Origin of the sequence: Spirillospora sp. NPDC049024 (assembly GCF_040649235.1) — a bacterium.
GTDB lineage: Bacteria > Actinomycetota > Actinomycetes > Streptosporangiales > Streptosporangiaceae > Spirillospora.
In genome coordinates this window covers 108,781-124,044 of sequence record NZ_JBEZFD010000028.1, presented here as the reverse complement: position 1 = coordinate 124,044, position 15,264 = coordinate 108,781, and the positions used below count along the sequence as shown (strand labels likewise).

Genomic DNA, 15,264 nt, shown 5'->3' with positions numbered 1-15,264 from the left:
ATGATGGAGTCGTTCTGGGGATCGATGCAGCTCGAACTACTCGACACCAGGAAATGGCAAACAAGAGCCGAGCTCGCAGCCGCGGTGTTTGAATGAATCGAGTGCTGGTATAACCCATTCAGAAGGCATTCCAGCATCGGAATGCTCAGTCCGGTGGACTACGAGGAACGACACCGCTCCTCGACTACGGCCACCTGACCCATCTCACGCCAGCTGTCCGTGCTACGGGGGGAACCTCAGCCGAGCCACCACCTTCGAGGGCGCTCAGTTCAGCGGCACCACCAGGCTCGGTGACGCACGGTTTAGCGACGAGGCCTGGTTCGACCGGGCAGAGTTCAGTGGGAGCGCCCGGTTCAGCAGAGTCGAATTCAGCGGCACCACCAGGTTCGACGACGCTCGGTTCAGCGACGAGGCCTGGTTCGACGGTGCTCAGTTCAACGGCGACACCAGCTTCCATGAGACTCACTTCCACCAAGAGCCTGAACTTGCTTTGGCCAAGGCGAGTCATCCGAACAGCAGTCATGTGTGGCCGCTCCCGTGGCGGGCGGTTCCGACGGCTCCCGATGCCGACACAGCTCAGCTTGTACGCCAGGAGTGACGGCGCAGCCGTGCCCGTTGCGTGCCCGTTGGAGCGGACGATCACGGGCACGTGCGGTCGCTCACGGGGTTGAGAGCACACAAGGGCAGGTCAGCGGTACCGCTGGTGATCGTTGATCTAGGGAAGTGACTTCCCAAGCTGACGGCGCGTTCCAGCCCCCGAGCCCTCGATGCGTGAGGGCACATCGAGGGCACATGGGCTCGCGATCACGCACGAGACGATGAGAACCATCGAGGGCAGTAGCGCCAGGTCAGAGCAGCAGCGGGCAGCATTGCCGCAGGTCGTGATCTTGGGGCTTTCAGAACTCGGTCTTCTAGCCGCCCCGGCTCCGACCAGGCCCGCAATCATGGGTCCATGAGCACTTGGGCCTACATACGGGGCTGGCTGGAGTTCCACGGGCAGAAAGCCGAAGCCGAGCGCATCATCCGCCGCGGGAACCCCGCCGGATGGGCCTTCCCGGAAGGCGGCTGGCTCGACGCAGCCTGCTACGCCCGAGCCGTTCGCTCGCAATACTGCGACGAAGTCCTCGACCAGGTCCGAGAGATCGCCGCCCTCCCCGCCGACGACGAGGACGACGACCGTGTATGCGGGCTCTTCCTCGTCTTTCACGAGGAGGGGCACCAAACCGAATGGCAGGTCAGAGACGGCCAGGTCCAGGTCGCCCAGGCACCACCCCGCTATGACTACCTCTGGCAGTAGCGGCGTCGTTTCAAGATCGTGGGCCTCCAGGCTGGTCGCTCATTCGAATTGTCGGAACGTCTCAGTACGGTGCCTTTGTTGGAGACCGGTCTGAGCACCCATCAGGGTCCGCGGCTCAGGGAGGGTGGGTATGGAACCACTCCCGGATACGTCTCGGAGCAGGCAGAATTCCGTGACCCCACCCTCCTCCCGGCCGCTCGGCCGCCGTCATGCCGGGTCAGGCTCAGGGCACATCGAGGGCACATGCGGCGGCGCAAGGTGCTGACGGTCTGGGATCAACGCCTGCCCGACTCGGCCATGTTCGGGGTCGCTCGCCGCCTCACCGCGATAGGCGTCGCGTCCGCCCTGGCGGAAAGATCAGTACCCTCACCCCATGCCTGAACATTCCGGATTCCTCTGCTCATGCTGCGGGCAGCACCACGACGGCCTGCCCATGAGCTTCGGCGCACCGGCTCCCGACTTCTGGACGCCGGAACTGGCGGAGGATCCGGAGAGCGAACTGGCCTCCGAAACCTGCGTGATCAAAGGCCAGGCGTTCTTCGTCCACGGACTGATCGAGATTCCGGTGACCGACACCGGCGAGGTCTTCAGCTGGGGCGTCTGGGTCTCGCTCAGCCAGGACAACTTCACCCGCGCCCTACGGCTCTGGAACACCCCGGGCAGGCAGAACGAGCCTCCCTACTTCGGATGGCTGTCCACCGGCCTGACGCTCTACTCACCCACGACCATCGAGCTCAAAACGAACCTGCACACACGCCCGATCGGCGAGCGGCCGTTCATCGAGCTCGAACCCACCGATCACCCACTGGCAGTCGAGCAACGCACTGGCATCACCCACGCCCGCGTCCAGCACATCGCGGAACTCATGCTCCACCCCGAACAACAGCCCTAACGCCACTAAGTCGAAGATGCGGCGGACGCCGCAGCCGAGGTTTTCGCGGTGGTGCGCGTCGGCCTTGCAGTGGCCGACTGTGAGGCCCTTGCACGCCCGGCCGCGCATCGCTGCGTGGCCGCGCTTGTCGGGCCTAGGATCGGCCTGGTCGTGTCAGAAGCCGCCGTGCGAGTTGGGTTCCCACATGTTAGAAAAGGCCGGCCTTCCAGTCATCGTCGTCGCCCTGGGCGTCGCCGGTTGTACAGCGAAGAGCCAGGAGAACACCGCAGCGGCCACAGCAAAGTCCGCACCTCCTGCCACAAGCCCGGCGAAGGCACGCGCGTGCCCTGCTGACAACGGCGACCAGAGCATTCCCACGACCGCGCCGAGACAGGTGTACTGGAAGCGTTTCGAGGGCGTTGCAGTGCCGTTCTCGCCTTCGGTGGGACCACTGGACGTCCAGGGCGACATCGCACGCTGCTACGAGCACACCCCGCGCGGAGCCCTGTTCGCCGCTGTGCAGATCAGCGTGCGGCTCGACCGGTCGACACGGTGGCGAAAGATTTTGGAGCGGCAGGTCGTGGCGGGGAGAGGCAAGGCGGCCTACGCACGGGTGCGTGCCGCCGGTCAGCCCGTACCGGCCAGGAAAGCAGCGCAGATCACGGGCTTTCGAATCGTCTCCTATACGCCTCAGACCGCGGTGGTCGGCACGGTGTCGCGGGACCCTGGGCGCGGCGGCCGCACTGCCAGGACCACGACCGTGAAGTGGCAGGGCGAATGGAAGCTCGCGCCCACCCCAGATGGATCCACAGGCTCATCCCCCCAGAACGTGGACTCGCTCTCCGGGTTCGTCTTCTGGGGCGGCTTCTGAGACCAAAAAACTCCGGAAGCCAGGGTGGGAGCCACGGGGGCGGATGCGAACTTCGTCTTCTCGGCATCTCCGGCGGGACCACTGCGCGTGCCCGTTGGGGGATCGGCACAGGGAGCTGGGAGAGCGGGGCGGCCTAGGGTGCGGACTTATTGTCTCGCCTGGTAGTCCATACCTTCCATGCGATCAACCCCGCCCAAATCGCCAACGAGAGGACGAGTTGCTTGCCCGATGCCGCATCGAAGGGGACGTCGAAGAAGACGATTCCGATCACGCTGCCGAGAAATGGCAGCCCGAGAGCGGTTCTGCCCAGGGTCTCGGCGAGCTTCTTGCCGCGCTGAGTAGGCCACGACCTCCGTAGCTCCCACACGCCGCGGCCGATCAAGACCACCCCGATCAAGCCGATCAGACCGACTTGCAGATCAGGCCACATGGCACGACCCCCTTGATCTCCTCGTCATCATTCCGCTTGCGGATCGGCGCGACAAGAGATCGGAACTACCACGAGGCGGACGCGGGTTCTCAGAGTTCTAGGACGGTCGGCCGTTCGCTTGGGCGTCCATATGTCAGGACACGGCGCAGGCCCTCGCGAAGCCGCTGGAGGTGCGCGTTCCCGACGTCCAATGTCACTTCGATTTCGGAATCGTTCAGGCCTAGCGCTTCCAGGTTGGAGGGGTCTACGACGATTCGTAGGACGCGGTCTTTCAGCACTGCCTCTCTGACACCGCCGTAGGCCGTGCCCTGGCCTGCCGTGACCAGGCAGTAGGAGTCCATGCCGGTGGCGATGTCCTGGTCCTCGGGTTCGTAGAGGCTGCACATGAAGGTCAACTGGCGGCCGCTGCCGTCCTCATGTTCGGCTACTCCAGCTATGAAGCACTCATCGTCTTCGTAGGTTTCCGCTCCGACAGCGCGAGCGGTGAACGTGAACGCCATTAGAGGAGCTTAGGCGTCTCAATGTGGGGCGGGTCACCGCTCATTGTGCTCCACCAAGCCCATGGTGAATGCGAACGTCTCGACGAACTCTCGGTACGCCGGGTCCGTCTCGGTCGCCGCCAGGGTCGCCAGTTCGTCAGCGAGGCGCCTCTTGTCCGCGTCGGATAGCCGGCTCAGGAGGTAGCCGGCGTACTCCTGCTGTTTCAGCGCCGTGTCGTCGTCCACGGTCGACTCATCGCAGGTCTCGAAGAACCATGTGTACGCGACCACTGCCTTGAGCAACTGCGTGACCAGTTGGGGGGACTCACTCATCCCTCTATCCCAGCAGGGACCACCGACAAGGCATCACCGCTGGGCTGGAAGGGAGCGGGCTCGCCGTGGTCCGGGGCGGCGGGGTGCGGCGCACTAGGCTCCTGGTATGAGTGAAAAGAGAGGGCTTCCGCGGTATCGGGTGCTTACCGGGCCGGACGACGAGACGTTCTGCTGGCGGGTCAGTGAGGCGCTCGACCTGGGGTACGAGCTGCACGGCTCGCCGTCGGTGACGTTCAACGGGGACCGGGTCATCGTCGCTCAGGCCCTCATTCGTCGCCAGAGCTAGGAGCGGCTCGCCCTATCCCCGCGAAGAATGCGAAAAGGGCGCCCCCGGGTGGGGGCGCCCTTCGCGTCTGGCGTTAGTCGGCGTAGCTGGGGAGCATGCGTTCGTGGGACTCGCGGAGTTCCGAGAGGCCGATGCTGAACAGCTCCTGCTGGTCGCCTTCGGGGCCGCGGCCGGTGACGTGGAGGGCGTCGCCGCCCGCCACGCCGAGCTGGGAGACCGGGACGCCCGCCGACTCGCACAGGGCCGCCAGGCGGCCCTCGGCGCCCGGACGGACGACGACCATGGCGCGGGCCACCGACTCGCTGAACAGCGCGACGAACGGGTCGCCCTGGAGGGTGATGCGGGCGCCGAGGCCGCCGCGCAGGCACGACTCCACCAGCGTCTGCGAGAGGCCGCCGTCGGAGAGGTCGTGCACGGCGTTGACCAGGCCGTCGCGGACGGCGGCGACCAGCACCGACGCCAGGGCCGCCTCGGCCTTCAGGTCGACCAGCGGCGGCAGGCCGCCCAGGTGGCCGTAGACCACGTGCGCCCATTCCGAGCCGCCGAACTCCTCGCGCGTCTCGCCCAGCAGGGCGATCGTGGCACCGTCGGTGGCCAGCGACATGTTGACCCGGCGGCGGACGTCATCGTGGACGCCGAGGACGCCGATGACCGGGGTCGGGTTGATCGGCGTGTCGCCCGTCTGGTTGTAGAAGCTGACGTTGCCGCCCGTCACCGGGATGCCGAGGTACTGGCAGGCGTCGGCGAGGCCCTCGACGGCGCGGGCGAACTGCCACATGACGCCCGGGTCCTCCGGGGAGCCGAAGTTCAGGCAGTTGGTGACGGCCAGGGGCCGCGCACCGGTCGCGGCGACGTTGCGGAACGCCTCCGAGAGCGCGAGCTGCGCGCCCGCGTACGGGTCGAGCCGGGTGTAGCGGCCGTTGCCGTCCAGGGACAGCGCGATGCCGAGGCCCGACTCGTCGTCGATGCGGACCACGCCGGCGTTCTCGGGCATCGCCATGACGGTGTTGCCCAGGACGTACCGGTCGTACTGCGACGTCACCCACGTCTTGCCGGCGAGGTTCGGCGACCCGGCCAACCACAGGACGGTCCGGCGCAGCTCGTCGCCGTTGGACGGACGGGTCAACCGGCCCGGCGTGTCGGACTGCAGGGCGCCGAGGTCGTGCGGGGGCGCCAGCGGGCGGTTGTAGACCGGGCCCTCGTCGGCGGCGGTGACCGGCGGGATGTCGACGATCGTCTCGCCCCGCCACGTCATGACCAGCCGGCGCGTGTCGGTGACCGCCCCGATCACGGTGGCCGGGATCTCCCAGCGCGCGCAGATCTCCATGAAGCGCTCGACCTTGGCGGGCTCCACCACCGCCATCATGCGCTCCTGCGACTCGCTCATGAGGATCTCTTCGGGGCGGAGAGTCTCGTCGCGGAGCGGGACGGCGTCGAGGTCGACGTGCATGCCGCCGGTGCCGGCCGCGGCCAGCTCCGTCGTCGCGCACGACACCCCGGCGGCGCCGAGGTCCTGGATGCCGACCACGAGGTCTTCGCGGAACAGCTCCAGGCAGCACTCGATGAGCAGCTTCTCCATGAACGGGTCGCCCACCTGGACCGACGGCCGCTTCTGGTGCGACTCCTCGTCGAAGGTGGCCGAGGCGAGGACGGACGCGCCGCCGATGCCGTCCGGGCCGGTCAGGGCGCCGAACAGGATCACCTTGTTGCCGGGGCCGGGGGCCACCGCGCGCTTGATGTCCTCGTGCTTCATCACGCCGACGCACAGGGCGTTCACGAGCGGGTTCTGCTCGTAGCAGGCGTCGAAGACGGTCTCGCCGCCGATGTTGGGCAGGCCGAGCGAGTTGCCGTAGCCGCCCACGCCGGCGACGACGCCGGGCAGGACGCGCTGGGTGTCAGGGGCGTCGGCCGGGCCGAAGCGGAGCGAGTCCATGACGGCGATGGGGCGCGCCCCCATCGACATGATGTCGCGGACGATCCCGCCGACGCCGGTAGCGGCGCCCTGGTACGGCTCGACGTAGGACGGGTGGTTGTGCGACTCCACCTTGAAGGTGACCGCCCAGCCCTGGCCGATGTCCACGACACCGGCGTTCTCTCCCATGCCGACTAGGAGCTTGTCGGTCTTCGGGGCCTTGTCGCCGAACTGGCGCAGGTGCACCTTGGAGCTCTTGTAGGAGCAGTGCTCGCTCCACATGACGGAGTAGATCGCCAGCTCGGCCGAGGTGGGCCGGCGTCCCAGGATGTGACGGACGCGCTGGTACTCCTCCTCGTTCATCCCCAGCTCGGCGTACGGCTGCGGACGCTCGGGAGACGCGGCGGCGATGGCCACCGTGTCCGTGCCCTGGTCGTAGTGCGCGGGCGCCGCGATCGCCGGCTGCGGGCCGGTGCTCCTACCGATGGCGGGCTGCGGGCCGGTGCCCGGTCCTACGGCGGGCTGGGGGCCCGTGCCGTGGCCGATCGCGGGCTGCGGACCCGTGCCGCGCCCGATCGCCGGCTGCGGGCCGGTGCCGGAACCGACGGCGGGCTGCGGGCCCGATCCCGGGACGATCCTGGGCAGCGGGCCCGTTCCGGGGCGGACGGCGGGCAGGGGACCAGTGCCGTGGCCGAGGGCGGGCTGCGGGCCCGTGCCGTGGCCGATCGCGGGCTGCGGGCCGCTGCCCGGTCCTACGGCGGGCTGAGGGCTCGTGCCGTGCCCCAGGGCGGGCTGGGGGCCCGTTCCCCGGCCTACGGCGGGCTGAGGGCCCGTTCCCCGGCCTACGGCGGGCTGAGGGCCCGTTCCCCGGCCTACGGGAGGCTGAGGGCCGGTGGTGGGGCCTTGGGCCAGCGGGCCCGAGTTCAGGTCGATGAGGGGCTGCGGGCCAGTGCCCGGGCGAACGGCCGGCTGCGGGCCGGTGCCGTACCCCACGGCGGGCTGAGGGCCCGTACCGGAACCGACCGCGGGCTGCGGGCCGGTGCCATGGCCCACGGCGGGCTGAGGGCCCGTGCCGTGGCCGAGCGGCGGCTGCGGGCCGGTGCCGGAACCGACGGCGGGCTGCGGGCCGGTGCCCGTGCCCCGGGCGGGCGGCGGGGCCGCGAAGGCGCTCAGGTCGGGCACGGTGAGTGACGGGTCCGCGACGGTGGACGTCGGGTCGCCGGCAGAGCGCTCCTCTTCCAGGGCCCGCGCGAACTCCGGGTCGGGCTCCCCCTGGGACGCCGGAGGAGCCGGGAGCGGCCCCTCCTCGTTCAGCACGGGGATGGGCCCGGTGAAGGGCCCGGGGACCGGTTCGGCGGGCGGGTCCTCTCCGTCGACGATGGCCTTGAAACCCTGCGTCACCGCCGGGTTGACGGGCTGGAGCTCCGGGTCGTCCGCGTCGGACTTGAGCTCGCCGAGCCACTCCATCGAGGGCTCGTCCTCGTCTCGGGTGCCCCGTCCGGAAGCGTGGGGCCGTTGCTCACTCATGCGTTGACCAGTCTGTTGACGATCGAGGTGAAGAACCCGAGCCCGTCGGTGGACGGCCCGGTCAGCGACTCGACGGCGTGCTCGGGGTGGGGCATGAGGCCGACCACGTTGCCGGCCTCGTTGCAGATCCCGGCGATGTCGTCGAGGGAGCCGTTCGGGTTCAGGTCGAGGTAGCGGGCGACGATGCGGCCGGAGTCGGCCAGTTCGATCAGCGTCTCCCGGTCGGCGGTGTAGCGGCCGTCCCGGTTCTTCACCGGGATCACCAGTTCCTGGCCCTCGGTGTACTCACCGGTCCAGGCGGTGGAGGCGTTCTCGACGCGCAGCCGCTGGTCGCGGCAGACGAAGTGCAGGCCCGCGTTCGGGAGCAGCGCGCCGGGCAGCAGGTGCGTCTCGCACAGCACCTGGAAGCCGTTGCAGATGCCGAGGACCGGCAGGCCGTCGCCGGCGGCGGCCACGACCTCGGTCATCAGCGGCGCGAACCGGGCGATCGCGCCGGCCCGCAGGTAGTCCCCGTATGAGAAGCCCCCGGGCAGGACGACGGCGTCGACCCCCTGGAGGTCGTGGTCGCCGTGCCAGAGGGCGACCGGCTCGGCGCCGGCCAGCCGCACCGCGCGTGCGGCGTCCTTGTCGTCAAGGGAACCTGGGAAGGTGATGATCCCAACCCGGGCAGCGTCCATCTGTTCTGTTCCTCCGAAATGAGGTGCGGCCGAGACGGTCGGGGATCTCCTCCGCCGATCAACCCCGATGCGCGTCGCATTCCCCCGCGCGCACGTCCCAATCTACCCGGCGTTGGGAATGAGGTTGCGGTCGAGGCGCCGTACGCGGGCCCCGTCGCTCCAGGTCAGCCGCTTCCGCAGGTGAACGACGGTGCCGCTGTCGGGCGTGGAGTCGATGTCCAGGTCGTCCACCAGCGCGCGCATGATGCCGATCCCGCGTCCCGACTCGCTCAGCGCGCCCGGCTCCTGCGGGGCGGCCCGGAGCCCGCGGCCCCAGTCGACGATCTTGAGCAGGCAGGTGCCGCCGGCCACGTGCCCGGTCACCTCGTAGTCGCCGTTCGCGCGGGCGTGCTTGACGACGTTCGTACACGCCTCGGAGATGGCTACCAGCAGGTCGTCGACGCAGTCCTCGGAGACGCCCAGCCCCCGCAGGGCCTCCCCCGTCACCCGCCGGACCACCGGGATGCTCAGCGCGTCGCGCGGCAGCGCGAGCGAGAACCTCATATCCACCCGGACACCTCGTGTCATGCTCCGGGCGTCCCGACCGTGCCCCCGGTCCCGGAGCGTGCTCGACGACTCAACGCAGCTAACACTTCCCCGGTGGAATCTTCCGTAATCGCCACAGTCACGGGCCCGTTACTTGGAACGCACCATGTCGCACCCGGGAACGGGCGGCGTCGCGGGCCGGCTCCGGGCGCCCCCCGGTCAAGACCGCGCGGCGACGCCGGTCACAGAACGTGAACCTCGTAGTTCTCGATCACCGGGTTCGCCAGCAGCGTCTCGGCGATCTTGGCGACCTGCTCCAGGGCCGCCTCGTCGGCGTCCCCCTCCAGCTCGACCTCGAACCGCTTGCCCTGCCGCACGGCCACGACCCCGTCGAACCCCATCTGCGGCAGTTTGCGGGCGATCGCCTGCCCCTGCGGGTCGAGGATCTCCGGCTTGAGCATGACGTCCACGACGACACGCGCCACGGTCGCCCCCTCACTGATCTGCGCTTTTGCTTACGATCCTGAAGCGTACGGCACCATGGCCCATCACGAGCCATCAGCACCCCCCGGAGCCAGCCGATGAACATCGAGGACCTGACGCCCGTGGAGCGCCGCCTGTGGGAGGCGTTCCCCAAGGGCGAATCCGTCGACCTGTCGTCCGGCGACCAGGCGCTCGACGACGTCACACGCGCCGACCAGTGGGGACACGACCGGGCGGTCAGGGCCGAGGTCCTCGTGGCGCTGCTCGTCGGCGCGGTGGAGGCCGAGCCCGGGCAGGTCGCCGCCGTGCGGCTCGGCGGCGCCCGCATCACCGGCTCGCTGAACCTCGGGCACGCGGAGGTCGGCGTCCCGCTGGCGCTGACCGGCTGCGACTTCGACGAGGCCCCGCACCTGTACTGGGCGAGCATGAACAGCGTCCACCTGATGCGCTGCCGGCTGCCCGGCCTGATCGCCTCCGGCACCCGGGTGGACGGCCACCTGTGGCTGGAGGGCAGCCGCATCAACGGCGGCCTGTGGCTGGACGGGGCGAACATCACCGGCATCCTGAACATGTCGGGCGTGCACCTGTCCAACCCGGGCGGGGACGCGATGCTCGCCGACCGCCTCTCGGTCGAGGCGAACGTCTACTGCGACCAGGGGTTCACCGCCAACGGCGAGGTCCGGCTGCCGGGGGCCCGGGTCGGCGGCCAGCTGATCTTCCGCGGCGCCCGGCTGTACAACCCGTCCGGCGCGGCCCTGTACGCCAGCCGCCTGGACGTGGCCGCCAACGTGTTCTGCGACGGCGGGTTCAGCGCCGAGGGCGAGATCCGGCTCCGCGGCGGCCGCGTCGGCGGCTACCTGTCGTTCGTCGGCGCCCGCCTGTCCGCCCCGAAGCGGACCGCCCTGAACGCCGACGACCTGAGCGTGGAGACCGACATCTACTGCTCCGACGGGTTCACCGCCGTCGGCGCCGTCAGCTTCTCGGGGGCCCGCGTCACCGGGCAGCTCAGCCTGCGCGACGCCCGCCTGCTCCACGACGAGGGGACGGCGCTCGGCCTGCAGCGGCTCCAGGCGGAGGAGCTGCTGCTCCGCACGGCCGAGCCGATCAAGGGGACCGCGGACCTGTCCTACGCCCGCATCAACCTGCTGCGCGACGACGCGGCGTCCTGGCCGGAGCGCCTCCAGCTCGACGGCCTCCAGTACGAGACGCTCGAACCTCCGCTCACCGCCCGCGAGCGGCTGGCGTGGCTGCGCCGCGACACCGACGGCTACGCCCCGCAGCCCTACGAGCGCCTCGCGCAGACCTACCGCTCCCTCGGGCTGGACGCCGACGGCCGCTCGGTCCTGCTCGCCAAGGCCCGGGACAGGCGCAAGACCCAGGGGCTGCCGCGCAAGATCGTCGGCTGGCTCCAGGACGTCCTGGTCGGCTACGGCTACCGCCCGTTCCGCGCCGCGAGCTGGCTGGTCGGCCTCCTGGCCTTCGGAACGATCTTCTTCTCCATCAACAAGCCGGACGTCCTGGACACCGGCCACAAACCACACTTCAACGCGTTCTTCTACACGCTCGACCTCCTCCTGCCCATCGGGAGCCTCGGCCAGGAGATGGAGTTCGCCCCGAAGGGCACCGACCAGTGGATCGCGAACCTCATCGTCGCCGCGGGCCTGGTCCTCGGTCTGACGGTGGCGGCCGGCGCCACCCGGGCCCTTTCCCGCGAATAACCCCCGTTCCCTGCAAATCCCTACGAACGCGGATGTGGGGTGCGTCACGTCCGGATCACGGGGTAAGGCCCGGGGGTACGACCTCCGGTGGAGGACTCGCATCGCGGCGGCGGGACTTGCGTCGCAGGGTGTGATGTCTGCCACGATGGCATTGCGGCTTTTGTCCCTTACCGGGGGCTGGGCCGTTGGCATCGGCCGGCCGCGCGGCGACCCCGCGTGACGGCCCCGAACGAGGAGTGTCATCGATGACGATCGACTCCGTGCGCGGCGCGCCCGACACCCCGAAGGTCGCCGAGCCCGAACTCGTCCAGCTGCTCACCCCCGAGGGCGAGCGGGTCGAGCACCCGGACTACCCCCTGGACCTCAGCGCCGAGGACGTGCGCGGCCTGTACCGCGATCTGGTGATCGTGCGGCGGATCGACCAGGAGGCCGTGGCGCTCACCCGGCAGGGCGAGCTCGGCCTCTGGGCTTCGCTGCTCGGGCAGGAGGCGGCGCAGATCGGCTCCGGGCGGGCGGCGTCCGCCAACGACATGGTGTTCCCCACGTACCGGGAGCACGGCGTCGCCTGGTGCCGGGACGTGGAGCCGCTGAAGCTGCTCGGCATGTTCCGGGGCATCAACCACGGCGGGTGGGACCCGAAGGAGCACGGCTTCCACCTGTACACCGTCGTGATCGGCAGCCAGACGCTGCACGCGACCGGGTACGCGATGGGCATCCAGCGGGACGGCGTGCTCGGCACCCCGTCGGCGGGCGCCACGATCGCCTACTTCGGGGACGGCGCCACGTCCCAGGGCGACGTGAACGAATCCTTCGTGTTCGCCTCGGTGTTCAACGCGCCGATCGTGTTCTTCTGCCAGAACAACCAGTGGGCCATCTCCGAGCCCCTCGAACGGCAGTCGAGGATCCCGCTCTACAAGCGGGCGCAGGGATTCGGCTTCCCGGGCGTCCGCGTGGACGGCAACGACGTGTTCGCCTGCCTCGCCGTCACCAGGAAGGCCCTGGAGAACGCGAGGACGGGCCAGGGCCCCACCCTCGTTGAGGCGTACACCTACCGGATGGGCGCCCACACCACGACCGACGACCCCACGCGCTACCGGCTGAAGGCCGAGGAGGAGGCGTGGAAGCTCAAGGACCCGATCGAGCGCGTCAAGGCGTACCTGGTGCGGGGCGACATGGCGGACGCGGGGTTCTTCGAGCAGGTGGAGGCCGAGGCCAAGCAGATCACCAGGGAGCTGCGTGAGGCGTGCCTGGCCCTGCCCGACCCGGGGCCGCTGTCGATGTTCGACAACGTGTACGGGGACGAGCACCCGCTGATGACCGAGGAGCAGGAGCAGTTCGCCGCCTACCTCGCGTCGTTCGAGGAGGAGTCGAAGTGAGCACCCTGACACTCGGCAAGGCCCTCAACGTGGGCCTGCGCAAGGCCATGGAGAACGACCCGAAGGTCCTCGTCATGGGCGAGGACGTCGGCAAGCTCGGCGGCGTCTTCCGCATCACCGACGGGCTCCAGAAGGACTTCGGGGAGGAGCGGGTCATCGACACCCCGCTCGCCGAGTCCGGCATCGTCGGGACCGCGATCGGGCTGGCGCTGCGCGGCTACCGGCCCGTGGTGGAGATCCAGTTCGACGGGTTCGTGTTCCCCGCCGCCGACCAGATCATCACGCAGCTCGCGAAGATGCGGATGCGCTCGCTCGGCGCGCTGGAGCTGCCGGTCGTCATCCGGATCCCGTGCGGCGGCGGCATCGGCGCGGTGGAGCACCACTCCGAGTCGCCGGAGGCGTACTTCACGCACACCGGCGGCCTGCGCGTCGTGGCGTGCTCGAACCCGGTGGACGCCTACTCGATGATCCAGCAGTCGATCGCCTCCCCCGACCCGGTGATCTTCTTTGAGCCGAAGCGCCGGTACTGGGACAAGGCGGAGGTCGACACCGACTCCACCGACTGGACGCCGCTGCACCGGGCGACGGTCGTCCGGCCGGGCGAGCACGTGACGCTGCTGGCCTACGGACCGTCGGTGAAGACGTGCCTGGAGGCCGCCGCGGCCGCCGCGGAGGAGGGGCGGTCCCTGGAGGTCATCGACCTTCGCTCGCTGAACCCGCTCGACATCGGCGCGGTGACGGACTCGGTGAACCGGACGGGGCGCTGCGTCGTCGTCCACGAGGCGCCGGTGTTCAACGGGTACGGCGCCGAACTGGCGGCCCGGATCACCGAGAAGTGCTTCTACCGGCTGGAGTCGCCGGTGCTGCGCGTCGGCGGGTTCTCCACCCCGTACCCGCCGTCCCGCATCGAGGACCATTACCTGCCCGACCTCGACCGCATCCTGGACGCGGTCGACCGGACCTTCGCGTGGTGACGCCGGTGAGCCAGCCCAAACTGTTCAAACTGCCGGATGTGGGCGAGGGCCTGACGGAGGCCGAGATCGTCAAGTGGCACGTCCAGCCCGGCGACACCGTCGAGGTGAACCAGACGATCGTCGAGATCGAGACGGCGAAGGCGATCGTGGAGCTGCCCTGCCCGTTCGAGGGCGTGGTGACCGAGCTGATGGTCACCGAGGGGCAGACCGTGGACGTCGGGGTCCCGATCATCGCGGTGGACGCGGGCGGCGAGGGCGGCGTGGCGACGCCGGTGTCCGAGCCCCCGGCGCAGGCTGCCGCGCTCCGCGAGGAAGGCGTCCCCACGGCCAACGAGCCGGGCATGGTGACGCCGCAGGAGCCGCCGAAGCGGACGCCCGTCCTCGTCGGCTACGGCGTGAAGGAGGGGACGACCAGGCGCCGTCCCCGCAAGGCGGCCAACGGTGCGGCGCCCGCGGCGTCCACGGCTCCGCCCGCCCCCGCCCCTGCCCCTGCCCCTGCCCCTGCCCCTGCCCCTGCTCCTGCCCCGGCGCCCGCGCCCGCCCCGCAGGCGCCGCCGGCGCCCCGCCCGAGTCCTTCCGGGAACGGGCTGCCGCTGGCCAAGCCGCCCGTCCGGAAGATGGCCAAGGACCTCGGGGTGGACCTCGCGTCCATCACGGGCACCGGCCCGGAGGGCTCGATCACGCGCGAGGACGTCCTCGCCGCGCAGGCCGGGGCCCAGGCTCCCGCCGGCGCGCCGACCGTCCAGGCGGGCCCGCGCGAGGAGCGGATCCCCGTCAAGGGCGTCCGCAAGGCGACCGCCGCCGCGGTGTCCGGTTCGGCGTTCACCGCTCCGCACGTCACCGAGTTCCTCCAGGTGGACGTGACGCGGACGATGGAGACCGTCAAGCGGCTCCGCGAGCTGCCCGAGTTCGCGGACGTGAAGGTGTCGCCCCTGCTGCTGGTGGCGCGCGCGCTGCTCACGGCGGTGGCGCGCAACCCGATGGTGAACTCCACGTGGGTGGACGGCCCGAACGGCGCGGAGATCGTCCTCAAGCGCTACGTGAACCTGGGGATCGCGGCGGCCACCGATCGCGGCCTCATCGTCCCCAAGATCAAGGATGCGCAGGACCTCGACCTGCCGGGCCTCGCGCGGGCCCTGAACGAGCTGGCGGCGAAGGCGCGCGCGGGCAAGGCGTCCCCCGCCGACCTGTCCGACGGGACGATCACGATCACGAACGTCGGCGTGTTCGGCGTGGACTCCGGGACCCCGATCATCACCCCGGGCGAATCCGCGATCCTGGCGTTCGGCCAGGTCCGGGACATGCCGTGGGTGCACGAGGGCGAGCTCGCGATCCGCAAGGTGACCACGCTGGCGCTCTCGTTCGACCACCGCATCGTGGACGGCGAACTGGGCTCCCGCGTCCTGCGCGACGTCGGGGACATGCTCGAGGACCCGATCCGCATGCTCGCCTGGAGCCGCTGACGGTTCCCATGACTTGCGGCGTGTTGCCCCTATAGGCGCTCG

At 70.0% G+C, this 15,264-nt stretch carries 16 protein-coding genes; 9 read left to right on the top strand and 7 right to left on the bottom strand.

Annotated elements, in window-relative coordinates:
* The first annotated feature begins 88 nt into the window (after positions 1 to 88).
* The 4 genes from AB0C21_RS37500 to AB0C21_RS37485 all read left to right on the top strand — a co-directional run bounded on the left by AB0C21_RS37500 (position 89) and on the right by AB0C21_RS37485 (position 3,039).
* Positions 89 to 598: a pentapeptide repeat-containing protein gene (locus AB0C21_RS37500; protein ID WP_500210765.1), complete on the top strand. Its 510-nt coding sequence runs from the start codon at positions 89 to 91 to the stop codon at positions 596 to 598.
* Between the two features lie 354 nt (positions 599 to 952).
* Positions 953 to 1,297: a hypothetical protein gene (locus AB0C21_RS37495; RefSeq protein ID WP_500210764.1), complete on the top strand. Its 345-nt coding sequence runs from the start codon at positions 953 to 955 to the stop codon at positions 1,295 to 1,297.
* 373 nt (positions 1,298 to 1,670) lie between these two features.
* Positions 1,671 to 2,189, top strand: a complete 519-nt coding sequence (locus AB0C21_RS37490; RefSeq protein ID WP_500210763.1) for a DUF2199 domain-containing protein — start codon at positions 1,671 to 1,673, stop codon at positions 2,187 to 2,189.
* Between the two features lie 184 nt (positions 2,190 to 2,373).
* Positions 2,374 to 3,039, top strand: coding sequence for a DUF8175 domain-containg protein (locus AB0C21_RS37485; RefSeq protein WP_500210761.1), 666 nt, complete (start codon positions 2,374 to 2,376; stop codon positions 3,037 to 3,039).
* A gap of 133 nt (positions 3,040 to 3,172) precedes the next feature.
* On the opposite strand, the gene AB0C21_RS37480 is transcribed toward AB0C21_RS37485, so the two are convergent.
* The 3 genes from AB0C21_RS37480 to AB0C21_RS37470 form a co-directional block, all read right to left on the bottom strand.
* Positions 3,173 to 3,469 carry a hypothetical protein gene (locus AB0C21_RS37480; RefSeq protein WP_500210760.1) on the bottom strand — a complete coding sequence of 99 codons (297 nt, stop codon included), beginning with the start codon at positions 3,467 to 3,469 and terminating at the stop codon, positions 3,173 to 3,175.
* 89 nt (positions 3,470 to 3,558) lie between these two features.
* Entirely contained in the window at positions 3,559 to 3,969 is a 411-nt protein-coding gene (locus AB0C21_RS37475; protein ID WP_500210758.1) for an Imm10 family immunity protein, read from the bottom strand.
* Positions 3,970 to 4,002: 33 nt separating this feature from the next.
* Positions 4,003 to 4,281, bottom strand: coding sequence for a hypothetical protein (locus AB0C21_RS37470; RefSeq protein ID WP_500210756.1), 279 nt, complete (start codon positions 4,279 to 4,281; stop codon positions 4,003 to 4,005).
* A 106-nt stretch (positions 4,282 to 4,387) separates the two neighbouring features.
* On the opposite strand from AB0C21_RS37470, the gene AB0C21_RS37465 reads away from it, so the two are divergent.
* Positions 4,388 to 4,567 (top strand): DUF1737 domain-containing protein, encoded by a 180-nt coding sequence (locus AB0C21_RS37465; protein ID WP_149260378.1) that lies wholly within the window; start codon positions 4,388 to 4,390, stop codon positions 4,565 to 4,567.
* A gap of 73 nt (positions 4,568 to 4,640) precedes the next feature.
* Here AB0C21_RS37465 and purL read toward each other — a convergent pair whose 3' ends face one another.
* From purL to purS, 4 genes are all read right to left on the bottom strand, one after another.
* Positions 4,641 to 6,935: a phosphoribosylformylglycinamidine synthase subunit PurL gene (gene purL / locus AB0C21_RS37460; RefSeq protein WP_500210771.1), complete on the bottom strand. Its 2,295-nt coding sequence runs from the start codon at positions 6,933 to 6,935 to the stop codon at positions 4,641 to 4,643.
* A 1,067-nt stretch (positions 6,936 to 8,002) separates the two neighbouring features.
* Entirely contained in the window at positions 8,003 to 8,683 is a 681-nt protein-coding gene (purQ, locus tag AB0C21_RS37455; RefSeq protein WP_149260379.1) for a phosphoribosylformylglycinamidine synthase subunit PurQ, read from the bottom strand.
* Positions 8,684 to 8,785: 102 nt separating this feature from the next.
* On the bottom strand, positions 8,786 to 9,226 hold the full coding sequence (locus tag AB0C21_RS37450; RefSeq protein WP_500210770.1) for an ATP-binding protein: 441 nt from the start codon (positions 9,224 to 9,226) through the stop codon (positions 8,786 to 8,788).
* A gap of 224 nt (positions 9,227 to 9,450) precedes the next feature.
* Positions 9,451 to 9,693 carry a phosphoribosylformylglycinamidine synthase subunit PurS gene (gene purS / locus AB0C21_RS37445; RefSeq protein WP_500210755.1) on the bottom strand — a complete coding sequence of 81 codons (243 nt, stop codon included), beginning with the start codon at positions 9,691 to 9,693 and terminating at the stop codon, positions 9,451 to 9,453.
* Positions 9,694 to 9,789: 96 nt separating this feature from the next.
* Between purS and AB0C21_RS37440 the strand changes: the two genes are divergently transcribed.
* From AB0C21_RS37440 to AB0C21_RS37425, 4 genes are all read left to right on the top strand, one after another.
* Positions 9,790 to 11,409, top strand: coding sequence for a hypothetical protein (locus AB0C21_RS37440; RefSeq protein WP_500210753.1), 1,620 nt, complete (start codon positions 9,790 to 9,792; stop codon positions 11,407 to 11,409).
* A gap of 245 nt (positions 11,410 to 11,654) precedes the next feature.
* A complete protein-coding gene (pdhA, locus tag AB0C21_RS37435) occupies positions 11,655 to 12,785 on the top strand; it encodes a pyruvate dehydrogenase (acetyl-transferring) E1 component subunit alpha (protein ID WP_500210752.1) in 1,131 nt (376 codons plus the stop codon).
* Entirely contained in the window at positions 12,782 to 13,759 is a 978-nt protein-coding gene (locus tag AB0C21_RS37430) for an alpha-ketoacid dehydrogenase subunit beta (protein ID WP_149260384.1), read from the top strand. The genes pdhA and AB0C21_RS37430 overlap by 4 nt, the downstream gene beginning before the upstream one ends.
* 5 nt (positions 13,760 to 13,764) lie before the next feature.
* Positions 13,765 to 15,222: a dihydrolipoamide acetyltransferase family protein gene (locus AB0C21_RS37425; protein WP_500210750.1), complete on the top strand. Its 1,458-nt coding sequence runs from the start codon at positions 13,765 to 13,767 to the stop codon at positions 15,220 to 15,222.
* The last annotated feature ends 42 nt before the right edge of the window (positions 15,223 to 15,264 follow it).